Here is a 23,760-nt window from a genome sequence, read left to right on the forward strand (position 1 = left end):
CCACGGTTGACATGGGCGGTTGGTCTAATCCATTTTAGTGGGACGCGAGTTCAGCGAGCGACAAGCGCGGCGTAGTGCCATGAATGATGGGCAAGTTGCGAACGTCCGTTGCCGTACGCACCCACTCGCCCACCGACGGCAACGCACGGTTCCGCCGTGCTTTGACGTAGGCACATGTAGTGGCGGTCGCCCAGAACCACTCTCGGCACCGGACGCGATTGCCTGTCCCCACACGGCCGATCCGTCCCGGCCGAAGGAAAGCCCGGGGGCGATCCGCATCAGAGAACCGAACCCTGGAGCGACTGCTTTGTCGGCGCCTGATCATTCTTTTCGAGCCTCTTCCGAACGCCCGTACTTCAGCTCGGACGGCGAGACCTACCTCACACCGACTCCGCTGCGGAACCTCCGCAAGACACAGAAACTCCGTGTGCTGTCGGAAGAGGACTTCACTTTCTGGCAGACCTACGGATACGTCGTGGTGCGGCAGGCGATACCCGCCGTCGCGGCCGACGAGCTCCTGGAATTCGCCTGGAATTTCCAGGGACTTGATCCGGCCCGCCCGGACACCTGGTACGAGGAGCGGGAGTTCCGCTCGGATCTCGACAGGGAACTGCACATCTACGGTTTCGTCGAGGCTTACCAGCACCAGCTCATGTGGGACAGCCGGCAGTCGCAGCGCGTCTATGACGCCTTCGTCGACGTATGGGACTGCGAAGAGCTGTGGGTGACGCTGGACCGGCTCAACCTCAACCCGCCCAACATCAAGAACCGGGACCGCGCCCACATCGCGCCGACCGAGCGCGGCTTCGACATCACGCTGCACTGGGACATCGACACCACGCTGGAGGTGCTCCCGCAGCGCGTCCAGGGGATCATCGCGCTCAACGACACCAAGCCCGACCAGGGCGGCTTCCAGTGCGCGCCCGACCTCTTCCACCGGTTCGAGGAGTGGAAGGCGCTCCAGCCGGAGGACCGCGACCCGATCCGGCCGAGCGTCGACCGCGCCGAATACCCCGTCATCCAGCCCGATCTCAAGGCCGGTGACCTGCTGATCTGGAACGGGCTGCTCGCGCACGGCGTCGCGCCCAACACCTCGCAGAGCGGCGTACGCGCCGCCCAGTACCTCTCGATGATGCCCGCCCTGGAGTCCCACCAGGAACTGCGGGACTCGCGCGTCAACTCCTGGCGGACGCTCAGCACTCCGGAGTGGAACGGCACGCTGGTCGGCGACGCCACCCGGCACGAGTCCCTGCGGTACGGACCCGCGGAGCTGACCGACCTGGGCGCCAAGCTGCTGGGCCGCGACTCCTGGAAGCAGCCGTCCGCGGACCAGGGGACCGGGGAGCGGACATGCGCCGAATCTGCCTGACGCTTCCCACCAACAGGCCCTGCGCGACAACGATATCGGCGGTGCACGAGGAGGCGGCCCACGCCGCCACGCACTTCGACGTCGAGGTGCGTCTGCTGGTCCTGGACTCCTCCGACGCCGGAGCCCGCGAGCAGCACACTCGGGTCGTGCGCGGTCTGCCGGCCGTACCGGGCGTCGTCGTGCACCACCTCGGCGAGGCGGAGCAGCGCGACTTCCTGCGGCGGGTCATCGAGCGGGCCGCGCCGGACAAGCCCGAGCTGCTGCTCGATCTGATGCTGCCCGCCGGGCTCTCGTACGGCGCCTGCACCAACCGCGCGTTCCTGATCGCCGCGGCGCTGGGCTGCGAGTCCGTGCACCGCAGGGACTCCGACAGCCGCTACCAGTCCGTGGACGGTCTGCCGGTCTTCCCCGTCCACCATGAGCTGTTGTCGCTCGGCAAGCGGGCGGGCGACGCGGCGGCCGGGGTGACCGAGACCGATCTGGCGGACGCGCACACCGGCAAGACCGTCTCCATGGTGGGCAGTTCCTTCATCGGCGAGATGTCCGTCGACATCGAGGAGATGCACCGGCTCGACCGCGACGCCTACTACGACGTGGTCGGGCTGTGGGCGCCGGTCCACTGGTCGTCGCGGAAGAAGCGCGAACTGGTCGACGAGTCCTTCAAGGGCGCGGGCCACGAGCCCTTCGCGGGCGACCACTCGACGCTCACCCTGGTCGACCCGATGCGGGTCGACATGTGCAACATCGCCTTCCACGGGGTCCACGAGCAGGTCCCGTTGATGCCCGCGACGGACACGATCGGCAGTGACTACTTCCTGATCCACCTCGTCCACGACGCGACGCTGCCCGGTGTCCTGCACAACCGGAACATCGTCAATTACCACACCGGTGAGCGGAAGACGGACGCCGGGTTCATGGCGTATCACTTGCGCTTCGCCAAATTCTTCCTGTCGATGCTGTATCTCAACGCCGTGTACGACCGGATGGCCGAGGCCGGTTCCGCGCTGCTGGACGACGACCACCGGATACGGGTGGCCGCGGTCGCCGAATTGCTGCGGGACAGCGCCCTGTTGGACCGTGCGGAGAATGTGGAGCGGCTGGACATCCTCGACCGGTCCTACCGCAAGCTCGGCGGCAGGTACGCGGAATTCGCGGACTCGCTCACGGAGCGGCGCGAGCGGTTGCTGGACGAGGCCCGCGGGGACATCGAGGACTACGCCCTGTTGACGGAAACGTGGTCGGCGATGATTCGGGCGAGCAGAGAAACGGGTCTCGACACACTCCAGCGGCTGCCTGGCTGACGCCGCACATGACGCACGAGAACGCCTCACTGTTCGCCGCTCTTTCGGCCAGCGCCGAGGACCGGATCGTCTTCGATCTCAGCGGTATCGAGGAACGCTACGATTCCCTGCTGCGCGAGCTGCCGGGAATCGCGGTGCGCTTCGCCATGAAATCCTGTCCCGTGGACGAAGTGCTCGCCTGTCTTGTCGCGAAAGGCAGCGGATTCGACGCGGCGAGTATCAACGAGATCGAGCAGGCCGTACGCTCCGGCGTCGCGGTCGGGAGAATTCACTACGGCAACACCGTCAAGTCGGACCGGGACATCGCGGCGGCCTATCGCCTCGGTGTCAGGGACTTCGCCACCGACAGCCTGGAGGACGTCGCCGCCGTCGCGGCGCACGCCCCCGGCTCGCGGGTGTTCTGCCGGCTGGCGACCGACGGTGACGGAGCGCTCTGGGGTCTGAGCAACAAGTTCGGCTGCTCGGCCGAGGACGCCCTGGCCGTGCTGGAGAAGGCGCGGGAGTCCGGGCTGCGGCCGGCCGGGCTCTCCGTGCACGTCGGTTCGCAGCAGATGACGGCCGAGGCGTGGCAGCGGGCGTTCGAGCAACTGGTCGACGCGCTGACCGTGCTCGGCGAGCGCGGTATGCCGCCGCGGTACGTCAATCTGGGCGGCGGCCTGCCCGCGCTCGGCTATCTCGACAAGCGCGGCAGGCCGCTCGACCCGCCGATCGACAAGATCTTCGCCGTCATCCGCGAGGGCATGCAGCGGTGCCGGGAGGCGGCGGGCGACGGCCTGGGCTTCGTGATGGAGCCGGGCCGCCATCTGGTCGCCGACCACGGGGCCGTCCGGGCGCACGTCTCCCGGCTGTCCACCCGGCACGCGGCGGACGGCACGGCCCACCGCTGGCTCTACCTGAGCTGCGGGAAGTTCAACGGCCTGTACGAGATGGACGAGTTGCAGTACCGGCTGGTCTTCCCCACCCACCCCGACACCCCGCGCGTCGAGGCCACCGTGGCCGGTCCGACCTGTGACAGCGACGACGCCTATTCGCGCGAGCACAGCCTGGTCCCGGTACCCGAGTCGGTCGTGTCGGGCGACCCGGTGTGGGTGCTGTCCAGCGGCGCCTACGCCGTCAGTTACATGACCCAGGGGTTCAACGGCTTCAGCCCGCTGCCGTACGTGTGCGTACGCGGCGCGGGCGACGGGCCGGGCCGCCCGCGGAAGGAGCACGACAGGTGAGCGACCGCGAGACATCCCGGCGCGCGGTGACGGAGAACGCGCGCGTCCGCCCTGTCGGCGACGGCGACTGGGCGGACCTCGTCGCGCTCGAAGCCGCCGCCTACACCTCCCTCGGTCTGTCCGAGGGGCGGGCCGCGCTGGAGTCGAAGGCGTGGGCGTCGCCGACGACGTGCTTCGTCCTCGACGTCGAACAGCGGCTCGCCGGTTACCTGTTGGCGCTGCCGTACCCGGTCTCGCAGGCGCCCGACCTCGCCCGCGGCGAGGAGGTGGTCTTCCGTTCGCGCAATCTGCATGTGCACGACCTCGTCATCGCCGAGGATCTGCGCGGCCGGGGCCTGGGCAAACGCCTGCTGCACCACCTCACCGGGCGGGCGCTCCGGCAGGGATACGAGCAGATGTCGCTCGTCGCGGTCGGCGGCAGTCACACCTTCTGGGCGGCGAACGGCTTCGTCGCCCAGAAGGAGGTCGTGAACTCCGAGAGCTACGGGGCCGGTTCGGTGTACATGTCCATGGCGCTGCCGACCGCGCCGACCGTCGAGAGTCCGACGCCGACCAGCGGCCTGCTGAGCGGGGCACCAACGCGAAACGAAGTGGGATAACGCCTGTGTTGCACGTTCACGATCCGTTCCGGCGCGGGCAGTTGGCGATCGGGGCGCTCTTCTTCTCGCTGGGTTTCCAGTACGCCACCTGGGCGTCGCGGCTGCCCGCGATCAAGGCGCATCTGGACCTGACCGCCGCGCAGGTGGGGCTGCTGCTGATGGCAACCGGCATCGGCGCCGCCGCCGCTTTCCCGCTGGTGGCGATGCTGATGCGGCGGCTGGGCTCGCGGCTGCTGTCGCTGCTCTCGGCCGTCGGCCTGACGCTGCTGCTCATCCCGCTGTCCGTCATGCCGAACTACCCGGTCGCGCTGCTCGTCATGGGCTGTGACGGGGTGCTCGTGGCCTGCCTGAATGTGGCGATGAACGCGCAGGGCGCGGCGCTGGAGGCCGTCCATCGGCGCAACGCCATGGCCAAGCTGCACGCGACCTTCAGCGGCGGCTCGCTCGGCGCGGCCCTGCTCGCCTCCGGAATGAACACCGTCACCTCGACGATGGCGGTGCACTTCGGCGCCGCCGCCGTCCTGTTGCTCCTGCTGACCGCGTACGCCAGGACCGGGCTGCTGACGCAAGAGCAAATCGCGGCCAAGGACGAGGCGGCCGAGGCGCAGGAGCAGAAGGAGGACGCGGTCGCGGTCGCGGAGGAACGGGGTGCCAAGAGCCGCGGCAAGTGGACACTGCCCGCCCGTATGACCCTGTGGATGGGCTGCGCGATGGCCTTCGGCACGGTCACCGAGGGTGCGATGAACGACTGGTCGGCGATCTACATGAAGGACGTCGCCAAGGCCTCGGCCGAACTGGCGCCCATGGGCATCGCCGTCGTCTCGGTCATGATGGTGCTCGCCCGGCTCTTCGCCGACGGCTGGCGCAGCCGCTGGGGTGACGGCCTGATCGTCCGCGCGGGCAGCGCCCTGGCCGCGGCGGGCCTGGCCATCGCGCTGCTCAGCGGCGGCGTGGTCCCGGCGCTGATCGGCTTCGCCGCGGTCGGCCTGGGCATCGCCGCCGTGACGCCGTGCGTGTACGTGGCGGCGGCCGGTCAGGGTTCGGACGCGCTGACGCTGGTCGCGACGATGGGCACGACGGGGCTGCTCGCGGGGCCGCCGGTGATCGGCTTCATCGCCAACGCGACCGGTCTGGTCTGGGGCCTGGGCGCCGTGGCCGCCTCGGCGCTGGTCGTGTCCCTGTGCAGCACGCAGATCCGCTGGACGTCGACCGCCTGAGCCGCGGGCCGCGCCCCGAATCACGGTTGACGCCTCGGGGCGCGCCCGCTTCGCTGTGCAGGTGAGCACACTTCGCATCGAACGCGTGCGCCCCGACGCCTTCGTCCAGGACTGGCGCGCCGTCCACAACACGGTCATCCCCACGCATCCGCTGTCCCTGGACGACGTCCGGGAGCGCAGCGGACGCCACCTCCTGGAGGTCGCCTACCTCGGCGACGTCCTGGTCGGAAACACGACGGTACGGCCGCCGACCGACGACGAGCCGGTGGTCACGGTCATCGCGCGGGTCCTCACCGCACACCGGGGGCGGGGCTTCGGCCGGGAGCTGTACGCGCGCGGGCTCGCGCACGCGCGGGAGCTGCGGCCGGGCGCCGTCGAGACGGTGGTGCTGGAGTCCAATGAGGACGGGCTGCGCTTCGCGCTCACGCGGGGCTTCGTCGAGGTCGAGCGGTATCTGCTGCCGGGCGACACGATCCGTTACGTGACGCTGCGGCTGCCCTGAGCGGCGTCCTCCGCGCCGCCGCCGTGGCGGCCGGGGCGCAGGTCGAGCATGTGGAACACCTTGTCGTAGCGGCGCGGCCCGACCGCCACGAAGTCCGGCAGGCGGCCGTACTCACGAAAGCCCAGTGATTCGTAGAGGCCGATGGCGCGGGTGTTGTCGCCACGGGCGTCGAGGGTGAGCACTTCGATCCCGGCCCGGCGGGCGTCGGCGACCAGCGCCGCGGTCAGGGCGCGGCCGATGCCGTGGCCGTGGGCGGCGCCGTCCACCGCGAGCCGCTCCAGGTCGGCGTGGGGGCGGTGGGTGGGGCGGGTGTACCGCAGCCAGTAGCCGAAACCGACCAGGTCCTCGCCGAGATACGCGGCGCGCAGCGACCCGTCACCGGCCCGTACGGCGGTCAGGACCCGGTCGAGGAGGGCCGTGACCTCGTCGGGGCCGGGCGGCTCCAGCCAGCCGAGCGGGGCGCCGCCCTGGACCAGCGGGGCCAGCAGCGCGTGCGCCGCTCCGGGGTCCAGCGCTCGCGCCCGCTCGATGCGCAGCCCGTCCCCGAGCGCGCCCGCCTCAGCCGTCGTCATCGCGTTCCGCCTCTCCCGCGCAGGTGCTTCCGTCCGTGGGCCGCCGCGCCCGGGTACCGCCGGGGTCCGGCCGCCTGTTTCCGTCCCACATCATCTCCGGCGGGACCTCGCCGACACCTCCCCGCGCGACCGCGTTCACGCCCGAGTCGTACAGTGGCGACATGGCCGTCAGTATTCTGGACATTCCCGGCGTCGCAGCCGTGCGGCAGCGGTTGCGCGCGGAATTGCTGGCGCGGGTGGCGGGGCCCTCGGGACCGGAGAACCGGGCGCGCATCCAGGACGCGCGGGGGCCGCGGTGGTTCGGCCCCGAGCGGCCGATCCGCGTGGTGCACGGTGACGCGTCGATGTTCATCGGGGGCTTGCGTGCGCTGCTGTTGCAGTCGCTGCATCCGCTGGCGATGGCCGCGGTCGCCGCGCACTCCGGCTACCGGGGAGATCCGTGGGGCCGGCTCCAGCGCACCAGCACCTTTCTCGCGGTCACGACCTTCGGCACCGCCGAGGACGCGCGGCAGGCCGTCGAGCAGGTACGGGCGGTGCACGCGCGCGTCAGCGGCACGACCGCGGAGGGGGAGCCGTACCGGGCCTCGGATCCGCATCTGCTGGGCTGGGTGCACGTCGCCGAGGTGGACAGCTTCCTGCGCGCTCATCAGCGGTACGGGGCACGGCCGTTGGACGCGGCGGGCTGCGACGCCTACGTGGCGGACACCGCGCGGGTCGCGGAGGCCCTCGGTGTCCTCGACCCGCCGCGCGACCAGGCGGCGCTGACCGCCCGGCTCGCCGCGTACCGGCCGGAGTTGCGGTCCACGGCCGAGGCGCGGGACGCCGCGCGTTTCCTGCTGCTCGACCCGCCGCTGCCGTGGGCCGCCCGCGGCCCGTACGCGATCTTGGCCGCGGGCGCGGTGGGGCTGCTTCCTTCGTGGGCCCGCAGCCCGCTGCGGCTGCCGTATCTGCCGATCACCGAGGCGACCGGCGTCCGGCTCGCGGGACACGGTCTGACCAGGACGATCCGCTGGGCGATGGCTCCGGAGGCCGCCGCGCGGTCCGACGGGCCGTCAGAAGGCTGACGGGCGGGGCCGGAAGACGGCGCACAGGCGGGGCGGACCGGTGTCGGTCCGCCCCGCCCGCGAGAACGGGAGGTCAGCCCGCGAAGGCCGTCGTCCCGGCCGGGGTGCCGAGACCGGTCGGACCGTCGTAACCGGCCTTGCCGGTGCACAGGTAGCTGCCGGAGCAGCTTCCGTTGGAGCCGCTGGTCACGTCGTTGAGCGCCGTGGTGTGGGCGTACGGGAAGGACGTCGGGTACGAGCCGGAGGACGGGTTGCCCGCCAGCGCGTAGACCGAGGCGATGATCGGCGAGGAGACGCTGGTGCCGCCGAAGGTGTACCAGCCGGCCGTGACGCCGTAGGAGTCGTAGACCGCGACACCGGTGGCCGGGTCGGCGACCGCCGAGACATCGGCGATGGTCCGCTTGGAGCAGCCGGTGTCCTTCTGCCAGGACTGCTTGGCGTCGTAGGCCGAGCAGCCGGAGCCGGAGCCGGACCAGACCGTCTCCGTCCAACCGCGGGTCGTGGACGACTTCTTGAGGTTGGTGCCGCCGACGGCGGTCACGTACTTCGAGGCCGCGGGGTACTCGGCGCCGTAGCCGGAGTCACCGGCGCTGACGGTGATCGCGACACCGGGGTGGTTGAAGTACGAGGAGTCGTAGCTGGTGTCGGAGGACGACTCGGAACCGCCGTAGCTGTTCGAGACGAACTTCGCGCCCAGGGCGACGGCCTCGTTGACCGACTTGCCGAGGTTGGCCATGGAGGCGGAACTGGCCTCGACCAGGAGGATGTTGCACTTCGGGCAGATGGCGCTGGCCATGTCCAGGTCGAGGGAGATCTCCTCGGCCCAGCCCGAGTCGGCGCTGGGCAGGGACGTGGTGGAGCCGGTCTGGCTCACCTTCTTGAAGCAGCCGCTGGCCACCGTGCAGGCGGGCAGACCGTAGTACGACCGGTAGGCGGCCAGGTCACTGGCGGCGTTGGGGTCGTCGTACGCGTCGACGATCGCGACCGTCTCGCCGCTGCCGTTGGTGGACGCCGCCGAGGTGAGGCCGTAGGCGGCGCGCAGGTCGGTGGGACCGTAGCCCGACGGCGTGGCGGCGGTGGCCGCGTCCGGCGAGACCGTGGTGGTCCGCGCGGCGTGCACGGTGCCGCTGGTGACGCGCAGCGCCTTACAGGCCATGTCGCCCGCCTTGGCGGGCGTGGCACAGGCCCGCGCGGTGTGGACGGGCTGCGCGGCGGCCGGCGTCTGCGCGACGGCGGACGGGGTGAGGGCCAGCGCGGAAGCGGCCAGAGCGGCGACCGCTGTGAGGGGTAGACCGGCGCGACGTATCGCCGGATTCAGGGTGATGCGCAACGAACTGCCTCCTGTGGTGGGTTACCTGGGGGCCTGCGGATGCAGTGGTGCCTGCGGTGCCAGATGGGGTGACTGAGGCACCGAACCGCCACTATGGGTGACGCGGTCACGTCAATACAGGGACCGGGCGAAGTCTCTACCTCCGCTTTGCCTTCGTCAGTTCGCCTTGGGGAAGACGTGGTCGAGAAATGACCGCGCAGGATGCATGGATTCCACTTGCGTGGTTTCGCAACTCCCCTGCGCGGTCCGCCGCTTGGGTCCGCCCTACGACGTCAGGTAGCAGGATTTGGCGACGTTCGGGATCGGGTCACCGCCGCCGAAGGCCGCGGTGGTGCAGGGCGTGCCCCCGGTGAACGTCGCGTAGAGGTAGTCGCCCGCCGCCCCGTACGCCACGGTCCTGCGGCCGGTGAAGGCGCAACTGCCGTTCTCCGCCGAGCAGGTCGCCGGAAAGCCGGGCGGGGCGCCCGCGTACGTGGAGCAGCTCTTGGCCACGCCGAAGACCGGGTCGACCCCCATCGTGTCGTTGCCGCAGGTCGTCGGGCCGTTGGAGCGGCCGGTCCAGAACGCGCCCGCGGCGCCGTACGCGACGGGCTGCGATCCGGTGGCCGCGCAGACGGACTTCTCGGCCGCGCACTGCGTCCAGTTGCCCGCGGGCGGCCCGTTCGGGGCGGCCCAGCAGCTCTTGGCCGTGTTGTACAACGGGTCGGTGCCGAAGGCGTCGTTGGTGCAGGCGACGCTGCCGGTGACCACCTGGAAGCGGAAGGCGCCGTTCGCGCCATAGGCGACTTCCCGGGTGCCGCTGACCGCGCAGGTCCCCTTCTCCGCCGCGCACGAGGTGTAGCCCGCGGGGCCGCCGGACGGGGCGAGGTAGCAGGACTTCAGTACGCCGTAGGCCGGGTCGGCGCCGCCGAAGGCGGAGGCCGCGCAGAGCGTCGCGCCGCTGACGGACCGGTAGGCGTACGCGCCCGCGCCGTAGGCCATGACCTGGCTGCCGGACGGGGTGCAGGTGCCGCCCTCGACGGCGCACAGGGTGTAGCCGGTCGGCAGCGTCGTGCCCGCGACCGAGGTGGCGAAGGGCACGGGGGCGCCGAGGCCGGTGGCGGACACCGCGTACGTCCCGGCGGGGACGCCGGTGAGGTAGACGTAACGGCCGTCGCTCGACCCGCCGTTGATGCCCGCGCCCGGGTGGAAGGCGCCGCCGCTCCACACGGTGGCGCCGTTGACGGTGACGGTGGCGTCGGCGGAGCCGTTGGTGGGTACGCCGATCCGGCCGGTGGTCCCCGCCGGGCTCGTCAGCGACTCGGTGAGGGTGCCCGCGGCCGTGTCCCGGTCCCAGGAGCCGGTCACCGTGCCCTGCGGCATGGTGATGGTGCCCTCGGTGTGGGCGAGGTCGCCGGGGTGCGGCACGAAGTCGTAGGCAGCGGTGCCGGTCGGGGACAGGCCCAGCAGGTAGAAGGTGAGGGCGGAGGTCGGTCCGGTCCCCCAGCCGTGCGCCAGGCTCATGTACGTGCCGCCGTAGTCGAAGGACCCGTCGGAGCGGAACCCCTCCCAGAACGTACTTCCCGTGCCCGTGGGGCTGCCCAGCATGTAGCCCCACTCGCGGCGGATCAGGGCCAGCGCGTTGATGTCGTCGTCGGCCGCGAAGTGGGCCTGGACCTCCATCGATCCGGGGAAGGTGCCGATGGCGCCGCCGTCCTTCTCGGGGCTGGCCGCGCCGTGGTCGTTCCACCGGGCGGCGAGCGCGTGCGCGATGGCGGTGTCCTTGTCCGCGCTGTCGGTCAGCCCGTACCAGACCGCGAGCGAGTTGCCGTCCTGCGGATAGAGCGTGCTGGTCGGGTTGTCCCGGTAGAGGCCGACCGCGCCGTTCCAGAGCCGCTGGTTGACGGCGGACTTCACGGTGGCCGCGCGCTGACGCCAGGCGGTGGCGTCCGCCGTGTCCCCCTCGACGGACGCGAGCGTCGCACCGCTGGTGAGGGCCGCGTAGAGCAGCGCGTTGGCCTCGATGTTCTCGCCGCCCTGGCCGCCGCGCGCCCAGTCGTTGGCCCCGGTGACGTTCAGCAGGCCGTTGCCGTCGATCTTCGCGGTGATGAAGGACATGCCGAGCCGGTAGCGGCTCCACACCGAGTCCAGCCACGCCTTGTCGGCGGAGTAGGTGTAGTACGACGCCGACCCGATGAGCGTCCATGTGTGATAGGTGTCGGAGCCGTAGAAGTTGACGGCCGGACCGCCGTACTCCAGCTCACCGGTCGAGGAATTCTGGTGCTGGTAGAGGCTGTTGAGGGCGTTCTTGGTGGACGCGATGTCATGGGTCGAGACGTATTCGGTGGGTGTCGACACACCGAGGTCGCCGGGCCAGACGGCGCGGTCGCGCTTGGCGCCGTCGCTGAGGATGCCCGCGCCCGTGCCGATCACGGCGTTGTTCTCCCACCCGGAGGCGGGCGGCGGATAGGCGCGGCCGGTGTCGGGCGCGATCGTGTCCATCTGGACGGTGTAGGCCCCGGCGTACCAGATCTTGTTCAGCAGCGGGTCGCTCGAATAGAAGTAGTTGGCGTACGCGGCGGGGTCGCTCATCCCGGCCGCGCCGGTGAACGCCAGCGAGACCCCGTTGAGGTCCACCCAGCCGGACGTCCCCATGAAGACCGTCAAGTAGCGGAAGCCGCCGCGCAGTTTGTCGGTCGGCATGGTGTACGTGCCCGCGCCGTCGACGGTCGCGGTCAGCGCGCCGTCGGTGCCGGAACCGGAGTACACGGTGCCGCTGCTCAAGTCGCTGACCGGGCCGACGTACAGCGACGACTCGCTGAAGGCCAGGCCGACCCGCTGCCCGCTGCCGCTCGCCCCGGCGAATCTCAGCGTCACCAGCCCGCCGACCTCCTTGCCGAAGTCGAGGACCAGATACGCGTTCGTCCCGGAGATGCGGGTCGAGGCGCCCGACAGCACGTTCCCCGGTGAGGTGACGGACCCGGACGTGCCCTTGACCGCGACCGGGGCGAGCGTCCTGCTGTGCGGGGCGTAGATGTACGCGTCGCCCGCCGACCGGCCGGCGAGCCCGGTGGGGGCGGCGGCCGGAACCGCGGGGGCCGCGGCGGTACGGGCATCAGAGGTGCGGGCATCGGCGGACGCGGGCGGCGTGGTCGACAGGCCGACGGCGGCGCACAGGGTCGCGAGGAACAGCGCGACCCTGAAGCGGCGGGAAGCGGATAAGGGCGATCGTCGCCCTGGGGGGTGGGGGAAGGGCATGGCTCCGGCCTCCGTGCGAGGTGGGGGGTGACTCAACGGCAGACGCGAGTGAATCGTTTCATTCATGCGGTGCGTGGGGAACATATGAGAGCGCTCTCCCGCGCGTCAAGGGATCGGACAGGGGGGGCGGGCGCGGCCGTCGCGTCGGGGGGTGACCGCGAGCGTCACGCCAGGGGCGGGGGCCGGGCTCGTATCGCGGCGGGCGGGACGGCATGGCGGGGCGGGCTGGCGGCGGACTGGGACCGCCTTGTCGGCACACCGGGACGCGAGGGGGGCAGCGCGCAGGCCGCCTTTCACTCCTCGCTGTCGGCCGGGTCCTCGGGGGCCGCGCCGGTGAAGTACGCCATCGCCTCGGGTGCGCCCGGCCGCGGCTCGGTGTCGAAGCACGCCCACGAGCAGAAGGTCGTGGGGTTCCAGTCGCTGGTGCGCCCGCATTCGGCGCAGACCATCACCGGGTCGTCGTCAAGATCAGCCATGCGGTGAGTGTGCCCCGTCGGGCCGGTTCACAACGGGTTTGGAGCTGATATGTGCCGGTCCGTGTACCGCCGCCCGTGGGCGCGGGAGGTGACGTGGGGTTCGGGAGGGGCCCTAAGCCGCCGCTTCGAGGGCGGTGGTCGCGTCTCCGGCCTCGTCGTCCAGCGCCTCGGCGTCCCCGGCTTCGGCGAGCAGGGCGCGGGCGGCGGCCAGCGCGGCGCCGATCTCGCCGGTGCCGGTCGCCACGCACAGTGTGTAGGCGGTGTCACGCAGGAGGTCGCGGATCCGCGGCTCGGAGCGGACCTCGGGGCTCTGGGAATTCAAGTGCTCGTACCGCTCGACCAGTTCACGCAGCGCGGCAGGGTGGGCCGACATCGTCACAGCCTCTCGTGGAAAATTGCTCACCCCGTGTCACGGGGCAAGAGTCGCCTACCCCGTAACAGGCCGTCCACTCCCCTAAATCGTGATTGATCGGGAGCGGGTGACCGACCGTCAGACCGTCAGTAACCGCGGCTGCGGTAGGTGGCGTTGGCGCGATCGAGTCGGGTGGTGCGCAGACGGCGCTCCTCGGCCAACTCCTCGACGGCGTGCCGGAGTGCGCGCAGCACCACCCGCGACGGGCTGCCCGTGGGGACCTCGTCCGGCGGCGGCTCGTCGCCCTTGACCCCGATGAGGGTGGCGAGCGCCCTGAGGACCGGCGCGTCCGACGCCCAGTGCTGGGCCGCCCGGCGCCGACCCGGCGTGTCGGCGAGGACGCGTCGGCTGGTGGGGAGCAGGCCCCAGCGCCGGTGCCGCTCGGGGACCAGCGTGCCGTCCTCTTCAAGCGCGGCGATGTACGCGGTCGGCAGGTCCCGGCCCCGGCGCCACAGCCAGTCCTCGACGCGCTCCCCCGGATTGTCGTCCGCGCCGCTCTCCGCGGCCGGTTGCGCCCGCTTCCCGGTCGGCCTGTCCCCCGCCTCGCCCGCCGCTCTTTCCGTCGCCTTGCCCGGGTCGCGGTCGGCGGCCTCCGCGGAGCGCGTCGCCGTCTCGTACGCCGTCAGCGCCTCCTCCAGCAGCCGGTCCGCGGTGCGCCGCTCACCCCCCGGCCGGGGTACGGGCACCACGCGGTCGCCGCGCAGCGTCAGTTCCTTCGCCGCGATGAGGTCGATCAGCTCGGCCCCGGCCAGGGCGAGGGAGAGGTCGCCGCGGTCCACGAGGAGGTCGGGCGGCACGTCCATGGCGACGACGATCAGGTCTCGTGGTGTGGTCATCGCGCTGCTCCGCATCGTGGGCGGCGCGGCCGGGCCGCCGGACGGCGGTCGCCGGCCCGGAGGCGGTCCGGCCTGGACCGCTGTGAAGGACGTGCCACAAAACTACCCAACGCGACCGCGACCCGGCGGGTACTCCGGCGGCGGGGCTCTCAAGGACACCCGATAGGGGCGAGGGCCCGGGTCGGCGTGGCCGCCGCCTCCGCCCCGACTGTCATGTCCGTCCGGGACGTCACCGTTGCCGTGCCCGCTACTTCTGCCCCTTCATCACGTTGCGCACCGTGGCGATCAGCGCGGGCTGGTACGCCCGCAGGTCGGTCTCGGAGGTGCTGTCGCCCTGCTGCCCGTCCACGCTGGTGGCGAGGTAGTTGTAGCCGTTGAGGGTGAGGGTGAACACCGCGCCGCCGTCGAGGACTTTGAGCTGCTGCGACCCCGCGTTGATGGTGAGGAAGTACGCCTTGTCCCCGAGGTCGGGGACGGATTCGGTGGTCGTGACGGGGATGAGGTCGGCGGTGTCGAGATCGCGCTGGTCCTCGAATTCGGCGGCGGGGTCGGTCGCCTTGTGCAGGTCGACGCCGACGACCACCTCGTAACGCGCCGTGCCGCCGCGCAGCGGGATCGGTGACGTGGTCTCGATCGTGCAGCGGATCTGGTCGAGCGCGGGGCCGAGGTGGACCACCGCGGGTGAGACGGTCTGGGTGTCGGTGGCCTTGAGCGCGTCGGTGAGCGGCTTGAGGGTGAGTCCCGCGCACGGGCTGCCGTGCAGGACGTAGCCGTGCATGTCCGGTGCGCCGCTGTGCCGCGGGCCGTACGCGTACAGGCCGCCCGCCCACGCGGCGGACGCGACGAGGGCGCCGCCGAGGCCGACCGCCCACAGGCGCCTGCCGCCCGGGCCGAAGGCGGCCGGTCGGGGGGCGGGGTCCCCGTCGGAGACCATGTCCGCGGGCGTGGGCTCGTCGAGTCCGCCCGTCAGTTCCGGCTCGGATATCACGGCTGCTCCTCGCGGTGCGCCCGGTCGTGCGTCCGGCGGTGCGCGTTGGTGTGGTCCGTCGTGCGCTGCACACGTCGATCGCCTGGTCAGCAGATTGTCGCCGCCGCCCCGCTCGGCGCACCAGTGACCGTACGCCCTGTCGTGCCCCGGCAACGCCCGAATCGTCCAGGCGGCACGGGAGGGACGGGCGGGAAGGGGAGGACGGGGCGCGGCGGGGGCGCGTGTCGGGGTCCGGCGGGGGCCCGGGCGGCAGCACGATGCCCCGGCGCGGGGGCCGGGGCAGGGGGCGTCGGTTCGTACGCGTATGCGGAGGACGTGCGTCCGCACAGGGCGCGGCCGAGGGCCGTGGCGTCGCGTCGCGGGACCCGCGGAACGGACAAGCGAAGGTCCCGCAGCCGGGGGGGGTGGCTGCGGGACCTCTTCTACCTTGGCACACGTGGCGGCCGCACGCACGCCGACGGGCGAATGACCGCCGCCATTCGTGGCGGCACCGGCCGGGCGTCAGCCCGCTGGCACCGCCTGCGGGCCGTCAGCGTCAGCCCGCTGGCACCGCCTGCGGGCCGTCAGCATCAGCCCGCTGGCACCGCCTGTGGGCCGTCAGGCGTCGGTCGCGGCGACCGTGGGCTTGTGCCTGCGGAGCAGCGCGGAGCCCGCCAGGGCCGCCGCCACCGCGGCGCAGGCCAGCACCGTTGTGGTGGACCCGGCGAAGGACCGGCCGAGGCTGTCCCTGAGCAGGTGCACGGGCCCGAAGCCGGCGGCGAGCGAGTGCAGCACCAGCGTGCCCACGGCCGCGGTCGCGCTGGCCGCCCACGTCCAGACCGTGTCCTGCACGGTCAGCATGACCGCCAGGACCAGGCAGAGGACGGTGATGGCCAGGGACACACCCGCCGCGAGGTCGCCGGCGCGCAGGCCCGCGATGTCGGTGGGCAGGTGGATCGCGGCGACCGCGAGGAGCGCGACGGCGGCGGGCCAGCGCAGGACGGAGGCCAGGGCGGGCGCCGCGCGGCGGGTCCGCGCGGGGCCCGAGCCGGGGCGGCGCCCGGCGAGGCGGCCCGCGCCGCCGCCCGTGGCGGGCGGCTCGTCGGTGCCCTGCCCCTCCCCCTCGGGTCGCTGTTCCGGCCAGGCGTGCCCTGACGTGTCGGGGCCGGTCGGCTCCGGGCCGCGGATCGGCGAGCCGTCGCTCTCCGGGCCGAAGATGGTGACCAGGTGGGCGACGTCCTCGATGGGACGGCCCATCGCCGCCGCGCGCAGGGTCGTACCGGCCTCGCCGTCCGCGTGCGGCGGTTCGTTGAGCAGGACGACCAACTGCCGTACCTCGTCGACCGGTCGGGACACGGCGGCCAGCCGTAGTGCCTCGTCGGCCGGACTCGGCGACTCGCCGTTCTGCTTGAGGAGGTTGACCAGACTGGCCACTTCGGCCAGCGGGCGGGTGGTCGCCGCGGTGCGGAGCAGGGTGTGCCTGGGCTCGTCGCGCGTGGCTATGGGGGATCGCTCGTCGTGGGATGAGCTGGGATCAGATGACATGGTGCGTATTCCTTTGCCGAACTACCAGGGGTGAGACTTCCCCGGCGGTCGCTGTGCGTCACGAGAGACGCACGCTTAGTACCATGACATCCGATATGTCCATATTGCGCCATCCGGGACCGTTCCGGAGCCCGCAGCGGCCGACTCTCAGCACGCTGTCTTCCCAGCTCAGTGGCGGTGCGAACGGTTTCCGCCGGACTCCCGCTACGGCTTCCAGTACGGGGCGAGCGTGCACTGCATGTAGTGCGTCCGCGCCCAGCGCTGCCAGACCCGCGCGTGGACGGTGCCGGGTCCCGCCGCGTACTTGCCGCATTCGGGGCAGTCGGGCAGGGGTTCCGGCTCGGCGTCGTGGTCGTCGAGCTGGTGGGTGGCCCAACCGTAAAGATACGCACCGGGGTTGACGGTCGACGGATCCCTGAACCGGGCCTCCAGCTCCGCGCACCGCACGCACTCTTCTTGCTCAACACCCGTCAGCCGACTCACGTGTTCGAGACTACGTTCCGCACCGCGGCTCGCGCACGTTTTCCAGGTCGGTGTCCCCTGACCGCGTCCGGCGTGCGAATCCGCGAGCGCGGCGGGACGGCGCCGGTCGGCGGCGAGTGCCCTTGCCGGACCCGGCCGCCGCCGCTTCCCGTTCCGCACCGCCCGCGGGCGGGTGCCCGCGGGCGGGTGTTCCCGTCACCATGGAGCGCGCACCCCTGCGAGCCGCCCCGACGGGCAGGCTCGTGCGCCAGAGCCGGCCGAGGAGGACCCGATTCCCCGCCGAGCCGCCCACCTGCTCGGTGTCCCCGCCCCCCGGTCATCCGCCCGCCGCCGCCCCGTCGTTGTGTAAGCGCGGCAGCGCGGCCGGGGCGCGGGCGAGCCCGAACTCGCCGACCGCATGCTGCTGGAGCGCGACTGCCCGTCCTGGCCGTATTCGGTCACCATGGGCGCCACGACGGTGGGGGAACGCTGGGACTCCGTGCCGCCGGACGGCTCCGTCAATCCGGGCGGGGGGACGTCGTTCAACCACTACGCGCTCGGCGCCGTCGCCGACTGGCTGCACCGCACGGTCGCCGGGCTCGCCGCTGCCTCCCCCGGCCGGCGGCACATCCGCGTCGCGCCCGTGCCCGGCGCCGGTCTCACCCGGGCCCGCGCCGCGCACGAGACGCCGTACGGCAGGGCGGAGGCCGGCTGGCGGACCGAGGGCGGCGCCCTCACCGTCACGGCCGTGGTCCCGCCGAACACCCCCGCCGAGGTGCGCCTCCCCGACGGCCGGGCGCCCTTCGGCGTGGGCTCGGGACGCCATGCGTTCTCGCTCCCCTCCTCCCCCGCGCCCCGGCCATGACCGCGTCCGGCCCTAGGGGGGAGAGATCTCTCCCTGGGCCCGTCCGCGCGTGGGTGCCACGCTGAAAGAGACCTGATCAGCAGGTCTGCGAATGCACCCTTCCAGGCAGAGAGCGAGACGTACCCCCATGCGGGCAACGTTCATGTACAAGGCCGGGGACGTGCGCGTGCAGGACGCGCCGGACCCGACGATCGAGCAGCCCACCGACGCGGTCGTACGCGTCGTCCGTTCCTGTGTGTGCGGCAGTGACCTGCACCCCTTCCACAGCCTGTCCGCCACGGACGGCCCGGTCCCCATGGGGCACGAGTTCCTGGGCGTCGTCGAGGACCTGGGCGCCGAGGTCTCGGGACTGAGCGTGGGCGACCTGGTGGTCTCCCCGTTCGCCTTCGCCGACAACACCTGCGAATTCTGCCGCGCGGGCCTGCACACCTCGTGCCCGCACGGCGGCTTCTTCGCGGCGGGCGGCGTCGGCGGCGCCCAGGCCGAGGCGGTCCGCGTCCCGCAGGCCCAGGGCACGCTGGTGAAGCTGCCCACCGGAGTCGACACCGCGCTGCTGCCGTCGCTACTGACGCTGGCCGACGTGTACGGCACCGGCCATCACGCCGCCAAGCAGGCGCGGGTACGTCCCGGCGACAGCGTCACCGTCATCGGTGACGGGGCCGTGGGCCTGCTCGCGGTGCTGTCCGCCAGGCGGCTCGGCGCCGAGCGCGTCATCCTCATGGGCCGCCACAAGGTCCGCACCGACCTGGGCCGTGAATTCGGCGCCACCGACGTCGTCGCCGAGCGCGGCGAGGAGGGGATCGCCAAGGTCCGCGAACTGACCGGAGGACACGGCGCCCGCGCCGTCCTGGAGGCGGTCGGCCACATGCCCGCGTACGAGACGGCCGTCGGCGTCGTCCGCCCCGGCGGAGTGATCAGCCGGGTCGGTGTCCCGCAGTACGCGAACGCGCCGGTCGGTTTCGGCAGCCTCTTCGGCCCCAACGTCACCCTGACCGGTGGCCCGGCTCCCGTGCGCGCCTACATCGAGGAGCTGCTGCCCGGGGTGCTGGACGGCACGGTCGACCCCGGCCGGGTCTTCGACCAGACCGTGTCGCTGGAGGACGTACCCGAGGGGTACCGGGCCATGGACGAACGCACCGCGCTCAAAACGCTCGTCATTCCGTAGCCGCTCCCCCGCGGGACCGATGCGGTGAGGGACGGAGGGAGGCCGTGTCACGGCCTCCCTCTTCGCGTGCGCCGGGTATTCCATGGACCCATGGAGTACCCCAACCTGGGAAGCTCAGGACTCAAGATCAGCCGTATCGCCCTGGGGTGCATGAGCTTCGGGCGGTCGGGCACCGGCCGCGGCTGGGCGTTGGACGGCCCCGAGGCCGAACCGCTCTGTCCTGCGCGCCCGTCGTACCCAGACCAGCCCGCGGTCCGCCGGCCTCACCCCCGGTCCGGGGGTCCGCCGCACGCCCGGCCTGCGCCGCGAGGAACTGGCCACGCTCTCCGGGGTCAGCATCGACTACTACACCCGGCCGCCCGCGAGGTCTTCCCCGACTGGGCGGGCCAGGTCCACGGCTGTGTCGCCCGGCTGCGCGCCCTGGCCGGGACCGACCCCGACGCCCCCGGCCTCACCCGGCTCGTCGGCGAACTCCTGCTCAAGAGAACGGACTTCGCGAGCCTGTGGGAGCGCTACGACGTCACCGGCCGCAAGGCCGCCACCACGACCTTCCAGCACCCCCAGGTCGGCAGGATCACCCTCGCGTTCCAGGGCATGGCCCTCGAAGGCACCGCGGGCCAGCGCATGGGCATCTACACCGCCGCCCCCGGCACCCCCGACCACGACGCGACGCTCCTGCTCGACATGACCGCCCCCCGTACCGCGCCGACGCCGTCCCGGCAGGAGCGCTGAGTGACCGTACGGCCCTGCCCTGCCCGGCCACACGCGCGGTGGTGCGGCGCCCGCGCGGCTCGCCGCCGGATGCGGTCCTGGCCGGGACATCCCGGTCACCGTGGTGGCCGTCGCCTACGGCGCGTCAGATCAGCTCCCTGTGACGGGAGTGGTACCTGTTGACGGACGGTCGGGTGGGGAGTTCACTCTGCGAGCGGTTTGCCTACGGTTCCGGTCCTCGACAGGAAAGAGATCCGTGTCCACACGTCTCTTCGCCCCGCGTGCCGTCAGCGGCCGATCCTTACGCGTCAGGGCGTTCCTCACCGTCCTGGCGACTCTCCTGGCCCTCGTCACGGGCGCCGTCGTGGCAGGACCCGCCGCGTCCGCCGGGACGAGCGGGCCGAGCGGGCCGAGCGGGCCCAGGGAGCTTCCCGCCGGGAATGACGCGACGACGGGGAAAGCCCGCACGGCGACCCTCGCCGCGCCCTCCGCCGTCGACACCTCGGTCGCCGAAGCCGCCGTCACGCGCCTGCTCGGCCCCGATCACGCGCGCCAGATCGACCTGCGGGGCATCGCCGCCGGGTCGGGCCAGGACCGCTATCTGATCGAGGCGGCGGGCGGGCGGGTGCGGATCAGCGGCACCACACCGGGCACGCTCCTCGCGGGACTCGGCCAGTACCTGCGCGTCGTCGCCCACGCCGACATCTCGCTCAACGGGGAGCAACTGCGGCTGCCCGACCGGCTGCCCCTGCCGTCCTCCCCCATCGGCCGGTCCGCGAACGTCGCCCACCGTTTCGCCCTCAACGACACCGACGAGGGGTACGCGGGCGCGTATCCGACCTGGCAGCAGTGGCAGCGGCGGATCGACGTGCTGGCGCTCGACGGCATCAACGAGATGCTGGTCTACGAGGGGCAGGAGGCCGTCTACGACAAGACCTTCCAGCACTTCGGCTACTCCGACGCCGAGATGCGCGCCTGGATCCCGCAGCCCGGCCACCAGCCGTGGTGGCTGCTCCAGAACATGTGCTGCGAGAACGGCCCGATCAGCGCGCAACTCCTCGACCAGCGGGTGACGCTCGGCCGCCGGATGACCGGCTATCTGCGGCAGCTCGGCCTCACTCCGGTGCTGCCCGGCTACTTCGGCACCGTCCCGCCGGGCTTCGCCGCGAAGAACGCGGAAGCCCATGTGATCGCGCAGGGAACCTGGAACGGCTTTCCCAGGTCCGACTGGCTGGACCCGACGACGGCGCTGTTCGGCCAGGTCGCCGACGCGTTCTACGGCGAGCAGAGCAAGCTGTTCGGCGACAGCTCGATGTACAAGATGGACCTGCTGCACGAGGGCGGCCAAGCGGGCGACGTCGACGTCGGCGACGCCTCCCGGGCCGTACAGAACGCCCTCGACCGGGCCCACCCCGGAGCGATCTGGGCCATCCTCGGCTGGGAGAGCAACCCGCGCGAGGAGACCCTCCGGGCCGTCGACACCTCCCGCATGCTCGTCCTCGACGGCAACTCCGACACCACGGGCGCGACCGACCGCGACCAGGACTACCTCGGTACCCCGTACGCCTTCGGCACGATCTGGAACTTCGGCGGCAACACCAACATGGGCGCGAGCATGGCGCTGTGGAACACGAAGTTCCATGCGTGGCTCGCCAAGCCCCGCACGGCCCTGAGCGGTATCGCGTTGATGCCGGAGGCGATCGACAACAATCCGGTCGCCGTGGAGTTCTTCGCCGATCTGGCGTGGGAGTCGTCGGCGGTCGACATGGACACCTGGATGGCCGCGTACGCCACGGCGCGCTACGGGGCCGCCGACCCGCACGCGGTGGCGGCCTGGCAGATCCTGGGCCGTACGGCGTACTCCTGGCCGGGCGACGCCGGGACCAGGCACACCAGCAGCATCTTCTCGATCCAGCCCGGTCTGTCCGCGACGGCCGGTTCGGTCCCGTACGACCCGAAGGACGTCCAGCGGGCGTTCGGCGAACTCCTCCGGGTGGGACAGCCGTCGCGCGGCAGCACCGCGTACACGTACGACCTCGTGGACCTCGGCCGTCAGGTGCTGTCCAACGACACCCGGACGCTGCTGCCGCGCATCCGCCAGGCGTACACCGCCCGCGACACCGCCGCCTTCGACGCGCTCAGCGGGCAGTGGATGACCAAGCTGAATCTGCTGGACACGCTCCTGGGCGCCGACGGCACGTCGCTGTTCGGCGTCTGGCAGAAGGAGGCCGCCGCGCAGGCACCGACTCCCGCGGAGGCCAGGCGCCTCGAGTACGACCTGCGCACGCTGGTCAGCGACTGGACGGAGACCCATCCGATCCAGGACTACGCGGGGCGCGAGTGGAACGGCCTGGTCGGGGACTACTACGGGGCGCGCTGGCGGACGTTCTTCGACTCGCTCCGCACCGCGCTCAGCACCGGCGGTCCGCCGCGGGCCGTCGACTGGCGCGCGGTCGCCTCGACATGGGTCCACAAGGTGGCGCGCTATCGGAGCACGCCCACCGACGACGCCTATCAGCAGGCGCGGAAGGTCGCCGCGTACCCGGCGGGGCACGTGGACCTGGCCGCGGACCCGAAGGCCGGGCCGCCCGGCGCGACCGTACGGCTGACCGCGGTCTTCACCAACGACAACGCCCTGTGGTCCACCGGCGCCGCGAGCTTCGCGCTGACCGCGCCGGACGGCTTCACCGTCCGCCCGGTCGGCGGTGCCACGCCGTCGGTGCCCGCGGGCGGGACGGCCACCGCCGCCTGGGACGTGACGATTCCGAGCGGCGCCGCACCCGCCGGCCTGGCGCGTCTGACGGCGACCGTGCGCTGGTCGCCGGGCGGAGCCGACGACGCGGTGTCGGCGACCGCGGCCGACACGACCGACGTCCTGGTGTCAGGACCGGTGGCCGAGCCGTATCGCACGGCGTCCTCCGCTTCCCCCGCGTCGATCGCCTTCGCCCAGCACGGCGACGTCTTCGGCATGGCAGGGGGCGGCGCGGACATCGGCGCGTCCACCGACCAGTACGGCGCCGTCTACCGCCCGCGGTGGCTGACCTCCGGGCAGGCCGTCGGCACGGAGGTGCTGGAGCAGGACGACAGCGGCCCCTGGGCGCGCGCCGGACTCGTCGTGCGCGCCGACCTCGCGCGGCCGGGAAGCCCCGGTTACGCCGATCTGGCCGTCACGCCGGAGCACGGCTGCGTGTTCATGTGGGACGCCGACGGCAACGGAACCCTTGAGCACTCCGCGTCGAGCGGCGGATTCACCGGTCCTGTCCACCTGCGGATCAGCCGCGACGGCGACACCTTCACCGGCTGGTGCAGCCAGGACGACACCGACTGGACCCGGGTGGGGTCGGCGCCGCTGCCCGGCGCCGCGCCCGCCGAGGACGCCGGTCTGCTCTTCTCCGCGGTCAACGCGTCCACCCACCGCCAGGGCGCCGCGCGGTTCGACGGGCTGACGCTGGCACCGTTCACCGCGCGGGACACCTCGGGCGACACCGTACTGAGCCTCGGCAGGCCGACGACCGCCCTGTCCTACGAGGCGGGCAGCCCGCCCTCCGCGGCGGTCGACGGCGACCGCACCAACAAGACGTACTGGGCGAGCGCGATGGCCGGCGGCGACACCTGGTGGCAGGTCGACCTCGGCGCGGCCCACGACCTGTCGGCGGTCAACGTCCGCAATTACGTGGACGGCAAGCGCGCCTACACCTATACGTTGACCGGCAGCCTCGACGGCGTCCGCTGGTTCGCCCTCGGCGGCAAGAACACCGCAGCGGTCGCCACGGACGCCGGGGACACGTTCCCTCTCACGGCCGTGGCGCGCTACATCCGTGTCGACGGCCTCAGCAACACCGCCAACACCTCCTTCCACCTCACCGAGGTCACCGTCACGGGCGCGGCCTGACGCCCACGGGGTGCGGCG

At 72.2% G+C, this 23,760-nt stretch carries 18 protein-coding genes and 2 pseudogenes; 11 read left to right on the forward strand and 9 right to left on the reverse strand.

Features of this window, described 5'->3' with window-relative positions; translation table 11 throughout:
* Positions 1-307 precede the first annotated feature (307 nt).
* From ACFY9V_RS17415 to ACFY9V_RS17440, 6 genes are all read left to right on the forward strand, one after another.
* Positions 308-1,369: a phytanoyl-CoA dioxygenase family protein gene (locus tag ACFY9V_RS17415; RefSeq protein WP_391161801.1), complete on the forward strand. Its 1,062-nt coding sequence runs from the start codon at positions 308-310 to the stop codon at positions 1,367-1,369.
* Positions 1,351-2,670 carry a DUF6271 family protein gene (locus tag ACFY9V_RS17420; protein ID WP_391161802.1) on the forward strand — a complete coding sequence of 440 codons (1,320 nt, stop codon included), beginning with the start codon at positions 1,351-1,353 and terminating at the stop codon, positions 2,668-2,670. The genes ACFY9V_RS17415 and ACFY9V_RS17420 overlap by 19 nt, the downstream gene beginning before the upstream one ends.
* 8 nt (positions 2,671-2,678) lie before the next feature.
* Positions 2,679-3,890, forward strand: a complete 1,212-nt coding sequence (locus ACFY9V_RS17425) for an alanine racemase (RefSeq protein ID WP_391161803.1) — start codon at positions 2,679-2,681, stop codon at positions 3,888-3,890.
* Positions 3,887-4,489: a GNAT family N-acetyltransferase gene (locus ACFY9V_RS17430; RefSeq protein ID WP_391161804.1), complete on the forward strand. Its 603-nt coding sequence runs from the start codon at positions 3,887-3,889 to the stop codon at positions 4,487-4,489. The genes ACFY9V_RS17425 and ACFY9V_RS17430 overlap by 4 nt, the downstream gene beginning before the upstream one ends.
* A 5-nt stretch (positions 4,490-4,494) precedes the next feature.
* Entirely contained in the window at positions 4,495-5,706 is a 1,212-nt protein-coding gene (locus ACFY9V_RS17435) for an MFS transporter (protein WP_391049942.1), read from the forward strand.
* Positions 5,707-5,767: 61 nt separating this feature from the next.
* Positions 5,768-6,208, forward strand: coding sequence for a GNAT family N-acetyltransferase (locus ACFY9V_RS17440; protein WP_391161806.1), 441 nt, complete (start codon positions 5,768-5,770; stop codon positions 6,206-6,208).
* Here ACFY9V_RS17440 and ACFY9V_RS17445 read toward each other — a convergent pair.
* Entirely contained in the window at positions 6,184-6,780 is a 597-nt protein-coding gene (locus ACFY9V_RS17445) for a GNAT family N-acetyltransferase (protein WP_391161807.1), read from the reverse strand. The two genes, ACFY9V_RS17440 and ACFY9V_RS17445, sit on opposite strands and share 25 nt — an antisense overlap.
* 161 nt (positions 6,781-6,941) lie before the next feature.
* Here ACFY9V_RS17445 and ACFY9V_RS17450 point away from each other — a divergent pair, with 161 nt between their 5' ends.
* On the forward strand, positions 6,942-7,844 hold the full coding sequence (locus ACFY9V_RS17450) for an oxygenase MpaB family protein (RefSeq protein ID WP_391161808.1): 903 nt from the start codon (positions 6,942-6,944) through the stop codon (positions 7,842-7,844).
* 73 nt (positions 7,845-7,917) lie between these two features.
* Here ACFY9V_RS17450 and ACFY9V_RS17455 read toward each other — a convergent pair whose 3' ends face one another.
* The 8 genes from ACFY9V_RS17455 to ACFY9V_RS17490 all read right to left on the reverse strand — a co-directional run bounded on the left by ACFY9V_RS17455 (position 7,918) and on the right by ACFY9V_RS17490 (position 17,130).
* Entirely contained in the window at positions 7,918-9,174 is a 1,257-nt protein-coding gene (locus ACFY9V_RS17455; RefSeq protein ID WP_391049934.1) for a peptidase S8, read from the reverse strand.
* A 264-nt stretch (positions 9,175-9,438) separates the two neighbouring features.
* Positions 9,439-12,411, reverse strand: coding sequence for a trehalase family glycosidase (locus tag ACFY9V_RS17460; protein WP_391161809.1), 2,973 nt, complete (start codon positions 12,409-12,411; stop codon positions 9,439-9,441).
* A 293-nt stretch (positions 12,412-12,704) separates the two neighbouring features.
* Positions 12,705-12,887, reverse strand: coding sequence for a hypothetical protein (locus ACFY9V_RS17465; protein WP_355349108.1), 183 nt, complete (start codon positions 12,885-12,887; stop codon positions 12,705-12,707).
* Positions 12,888-12,999: 112 nt separating this feature from the next.
* Positions 13,000-13,260: a DUF5133 domain-containing protein gene (locus ACFY9V_RS17470; protein ID WP_391161810.1), complete on the reverse strand. Its 261-nt coding sequence runs from the start codon at positions 13,258-13,260 to the stop codon at positions 13,000-13,002.
* A gap of 125 nt (positions 13,261-13,385) precedes the next feature.
* Positions 13,386-14,135, reverse strand: coding sequence for a GPP34 family phosphoprotein (locus ACFY9V_RS17475; RefSeq protein ID WP_391161811.1), 750 nt, complete (start codon positions 14,133-14,135; stop codon positions 13,386-13,388).
* Positions 14,136-14,382: 247 nt separating this feature from the next.
* Positions 14,383-15,123, reverse strand: a complete 741-nt coding sequence (locus tag ACFY9V_RS17480) for a hypothetical protein (RefSeq protein WP_391161812.1) — start codon at positions 15,121-15,123, stop codon at positions 14,383-14,385.
* A 597-nt stretch (positions 15,124-15,720) separates the two neighbouring features.
* Positions 15,721-16,647 (reverse strand): hypothetical protein, encoded by a 927-nt coding sequence (locus ACFY9V_RS17485; protein WP_391161814.1) that lies wholly within the window; start codon positions 16,645-16,647, stop codon positions 15,721-15,723.
* A gap of 204 nt (positions 16,648-16,851) precedes the next feature.
* Entirely contained in the window at positions 16,852-17,130 is a 279-nt protein-coding gene (locus ACFY9V_RS17490) for a hypothetical protein (protein ID WP_355349093.1), read from the reverse strand.
* 382 nt (positions 17,131-17,512) lie between these two features.
* Here ACFY9V_RS17490 and ACFY9V_RS17495 point away from each other — a divergent pair.
* The 4 genes and pseudogenes from ACFY9V_RS17495 to ACFY9V_RS17510 form a co-directional block, all read left to right on the forward strand.
* Positions 17,513-17,974: pseudogene (locus ACFY9V_RS17495) on the forward strand (alpha-L-rhamnosidase C-terminal domain-containing protein); the annotation flags it as partial.
* A 127-nt stretch (positions 17,975-18,101) separates the two neighbouring features.
* Positions 18,102-19,139: an alcohol dehydrogenase catalytic domain-containing protein gene (locus ACFY9V_RS17500; protein WP_391161815.1), complete on the forward strand. Its 1,038-nt coding sequence runs from the start codon at positions 18,102-18,104 to the stop codon at positions 19,137-19,139.
* Positions 19,140-19,359: 220 nt separating this feature from the next.
* A pseudogene (locus ACFY9V_RS17505) lies at positions 19,360-19,871 on the forward strand (hypothetical protein).
* A gap of 235 nt (positions 19,872-20,106) precedes the next feature.
* Positions 20,107-23,742, forward strand: a complete 3,636-nt coding sequence (locus tag ACFY9V_RS17510) for an alpha-N-acetylglucosaminidase TIM-barrel domain-containing protein (protein ID WP_391161816.1) — start codon at positions 20,107-20,109, stop codon at positions 23,740-23,742.
* Positions 23,743-23,760 lie beyond the last annotated feature (18 nt).

It is taken from the genome of Streptomyces sp. NPDC008317 (genome assembly GCF_042955955.1).
In the GTDB taxonomy this organism is placed as follows: Bacteria; Actinomycetota; Actinomycetes; order Streptomycetales; family Streptomycetaceae; genus Actinacidiphila.

What these genes read in the sequence shown, in the direction of transcription:
- ACFY9V_RS17420 (WP_391161802.1), top strand. Translation starts at nt 1,351, where the DNA reads ATGCGCCGAATCTGCCTGACGCTTCCCACCAACAGGCCCTGCGCGACA.
- ACFY9V_RS17445 (WP_391161807.1), bottom strand. Translation starts at nt 6,780, where the DNA reads ATGACGACGGCTGAGGCGGGCGCGCTCGGGGACGGGCTGCGCATCGAG.
- ACFY9V_RS17485 (WP_391161814.1), bottom strand. Translation starts at nt 16,647, where the DNA reads ATGTCATCTGATCCCAGCTCATCCCACGACGAGCGATCCCCCATAGCC.
- ACFY9V_RS17500 (WP_391161815.1), top strand. Translation starts at nt 18,102, where the DNA reads ATGCGGGCAACGTTCATGTACAAGGCCGGGGACGTGCGCGTGCAGGAC.
- ACFY9V_RS17475 (WP_391161811.1), bottom strand. Translation starts at nt 14,135, where the DNA reads ATGACCACACCACGAGACCTGATCGTCGTCGCCATGGACGTGCCGCCC.
- ACFY9V_RS17470 (WP_391161810.1), bottom strand. Translation starts at nt 13,260, where the DNA reads ATGTCGGCCCACCCTGCCGCGCTGCGTGAACTGGTCGAGCGGTACGAG.
- ACFY9V_RS17425 (WP_391161803.1), top strand. Translation starts at nt 2,679, where the DNA reads ATGACGCACGAGAACGCCTCACTGTTCGCCGCTCTTTCGGCCAGCGCC.
- ACFY9V_RS17460 (WP_391161809.1), bottom strand. Translation starts at nt 12,411, where the DNA reads ATGCCCTTCCCCCACCCCCCAGGGCGACGATCGCCCTTATCCGCTTCC.
- ACFY9V_RS17450 (WP_391161808.1), top strand. Translation starts at nt 6,942, where the DNA reads ATGGCCGTCAGTATTCTGGACATTCCCGGCGTCGCAGCCGTGCGGCAG.
- ACFY9V_RS17465 (WP_355349108.1), bottom strand. Translation starts at nt 12,887, where the DNA reads ATGGCTGATCTTGACGACGACCCGGTGATGGTCTGCGCCGAATGCGGG.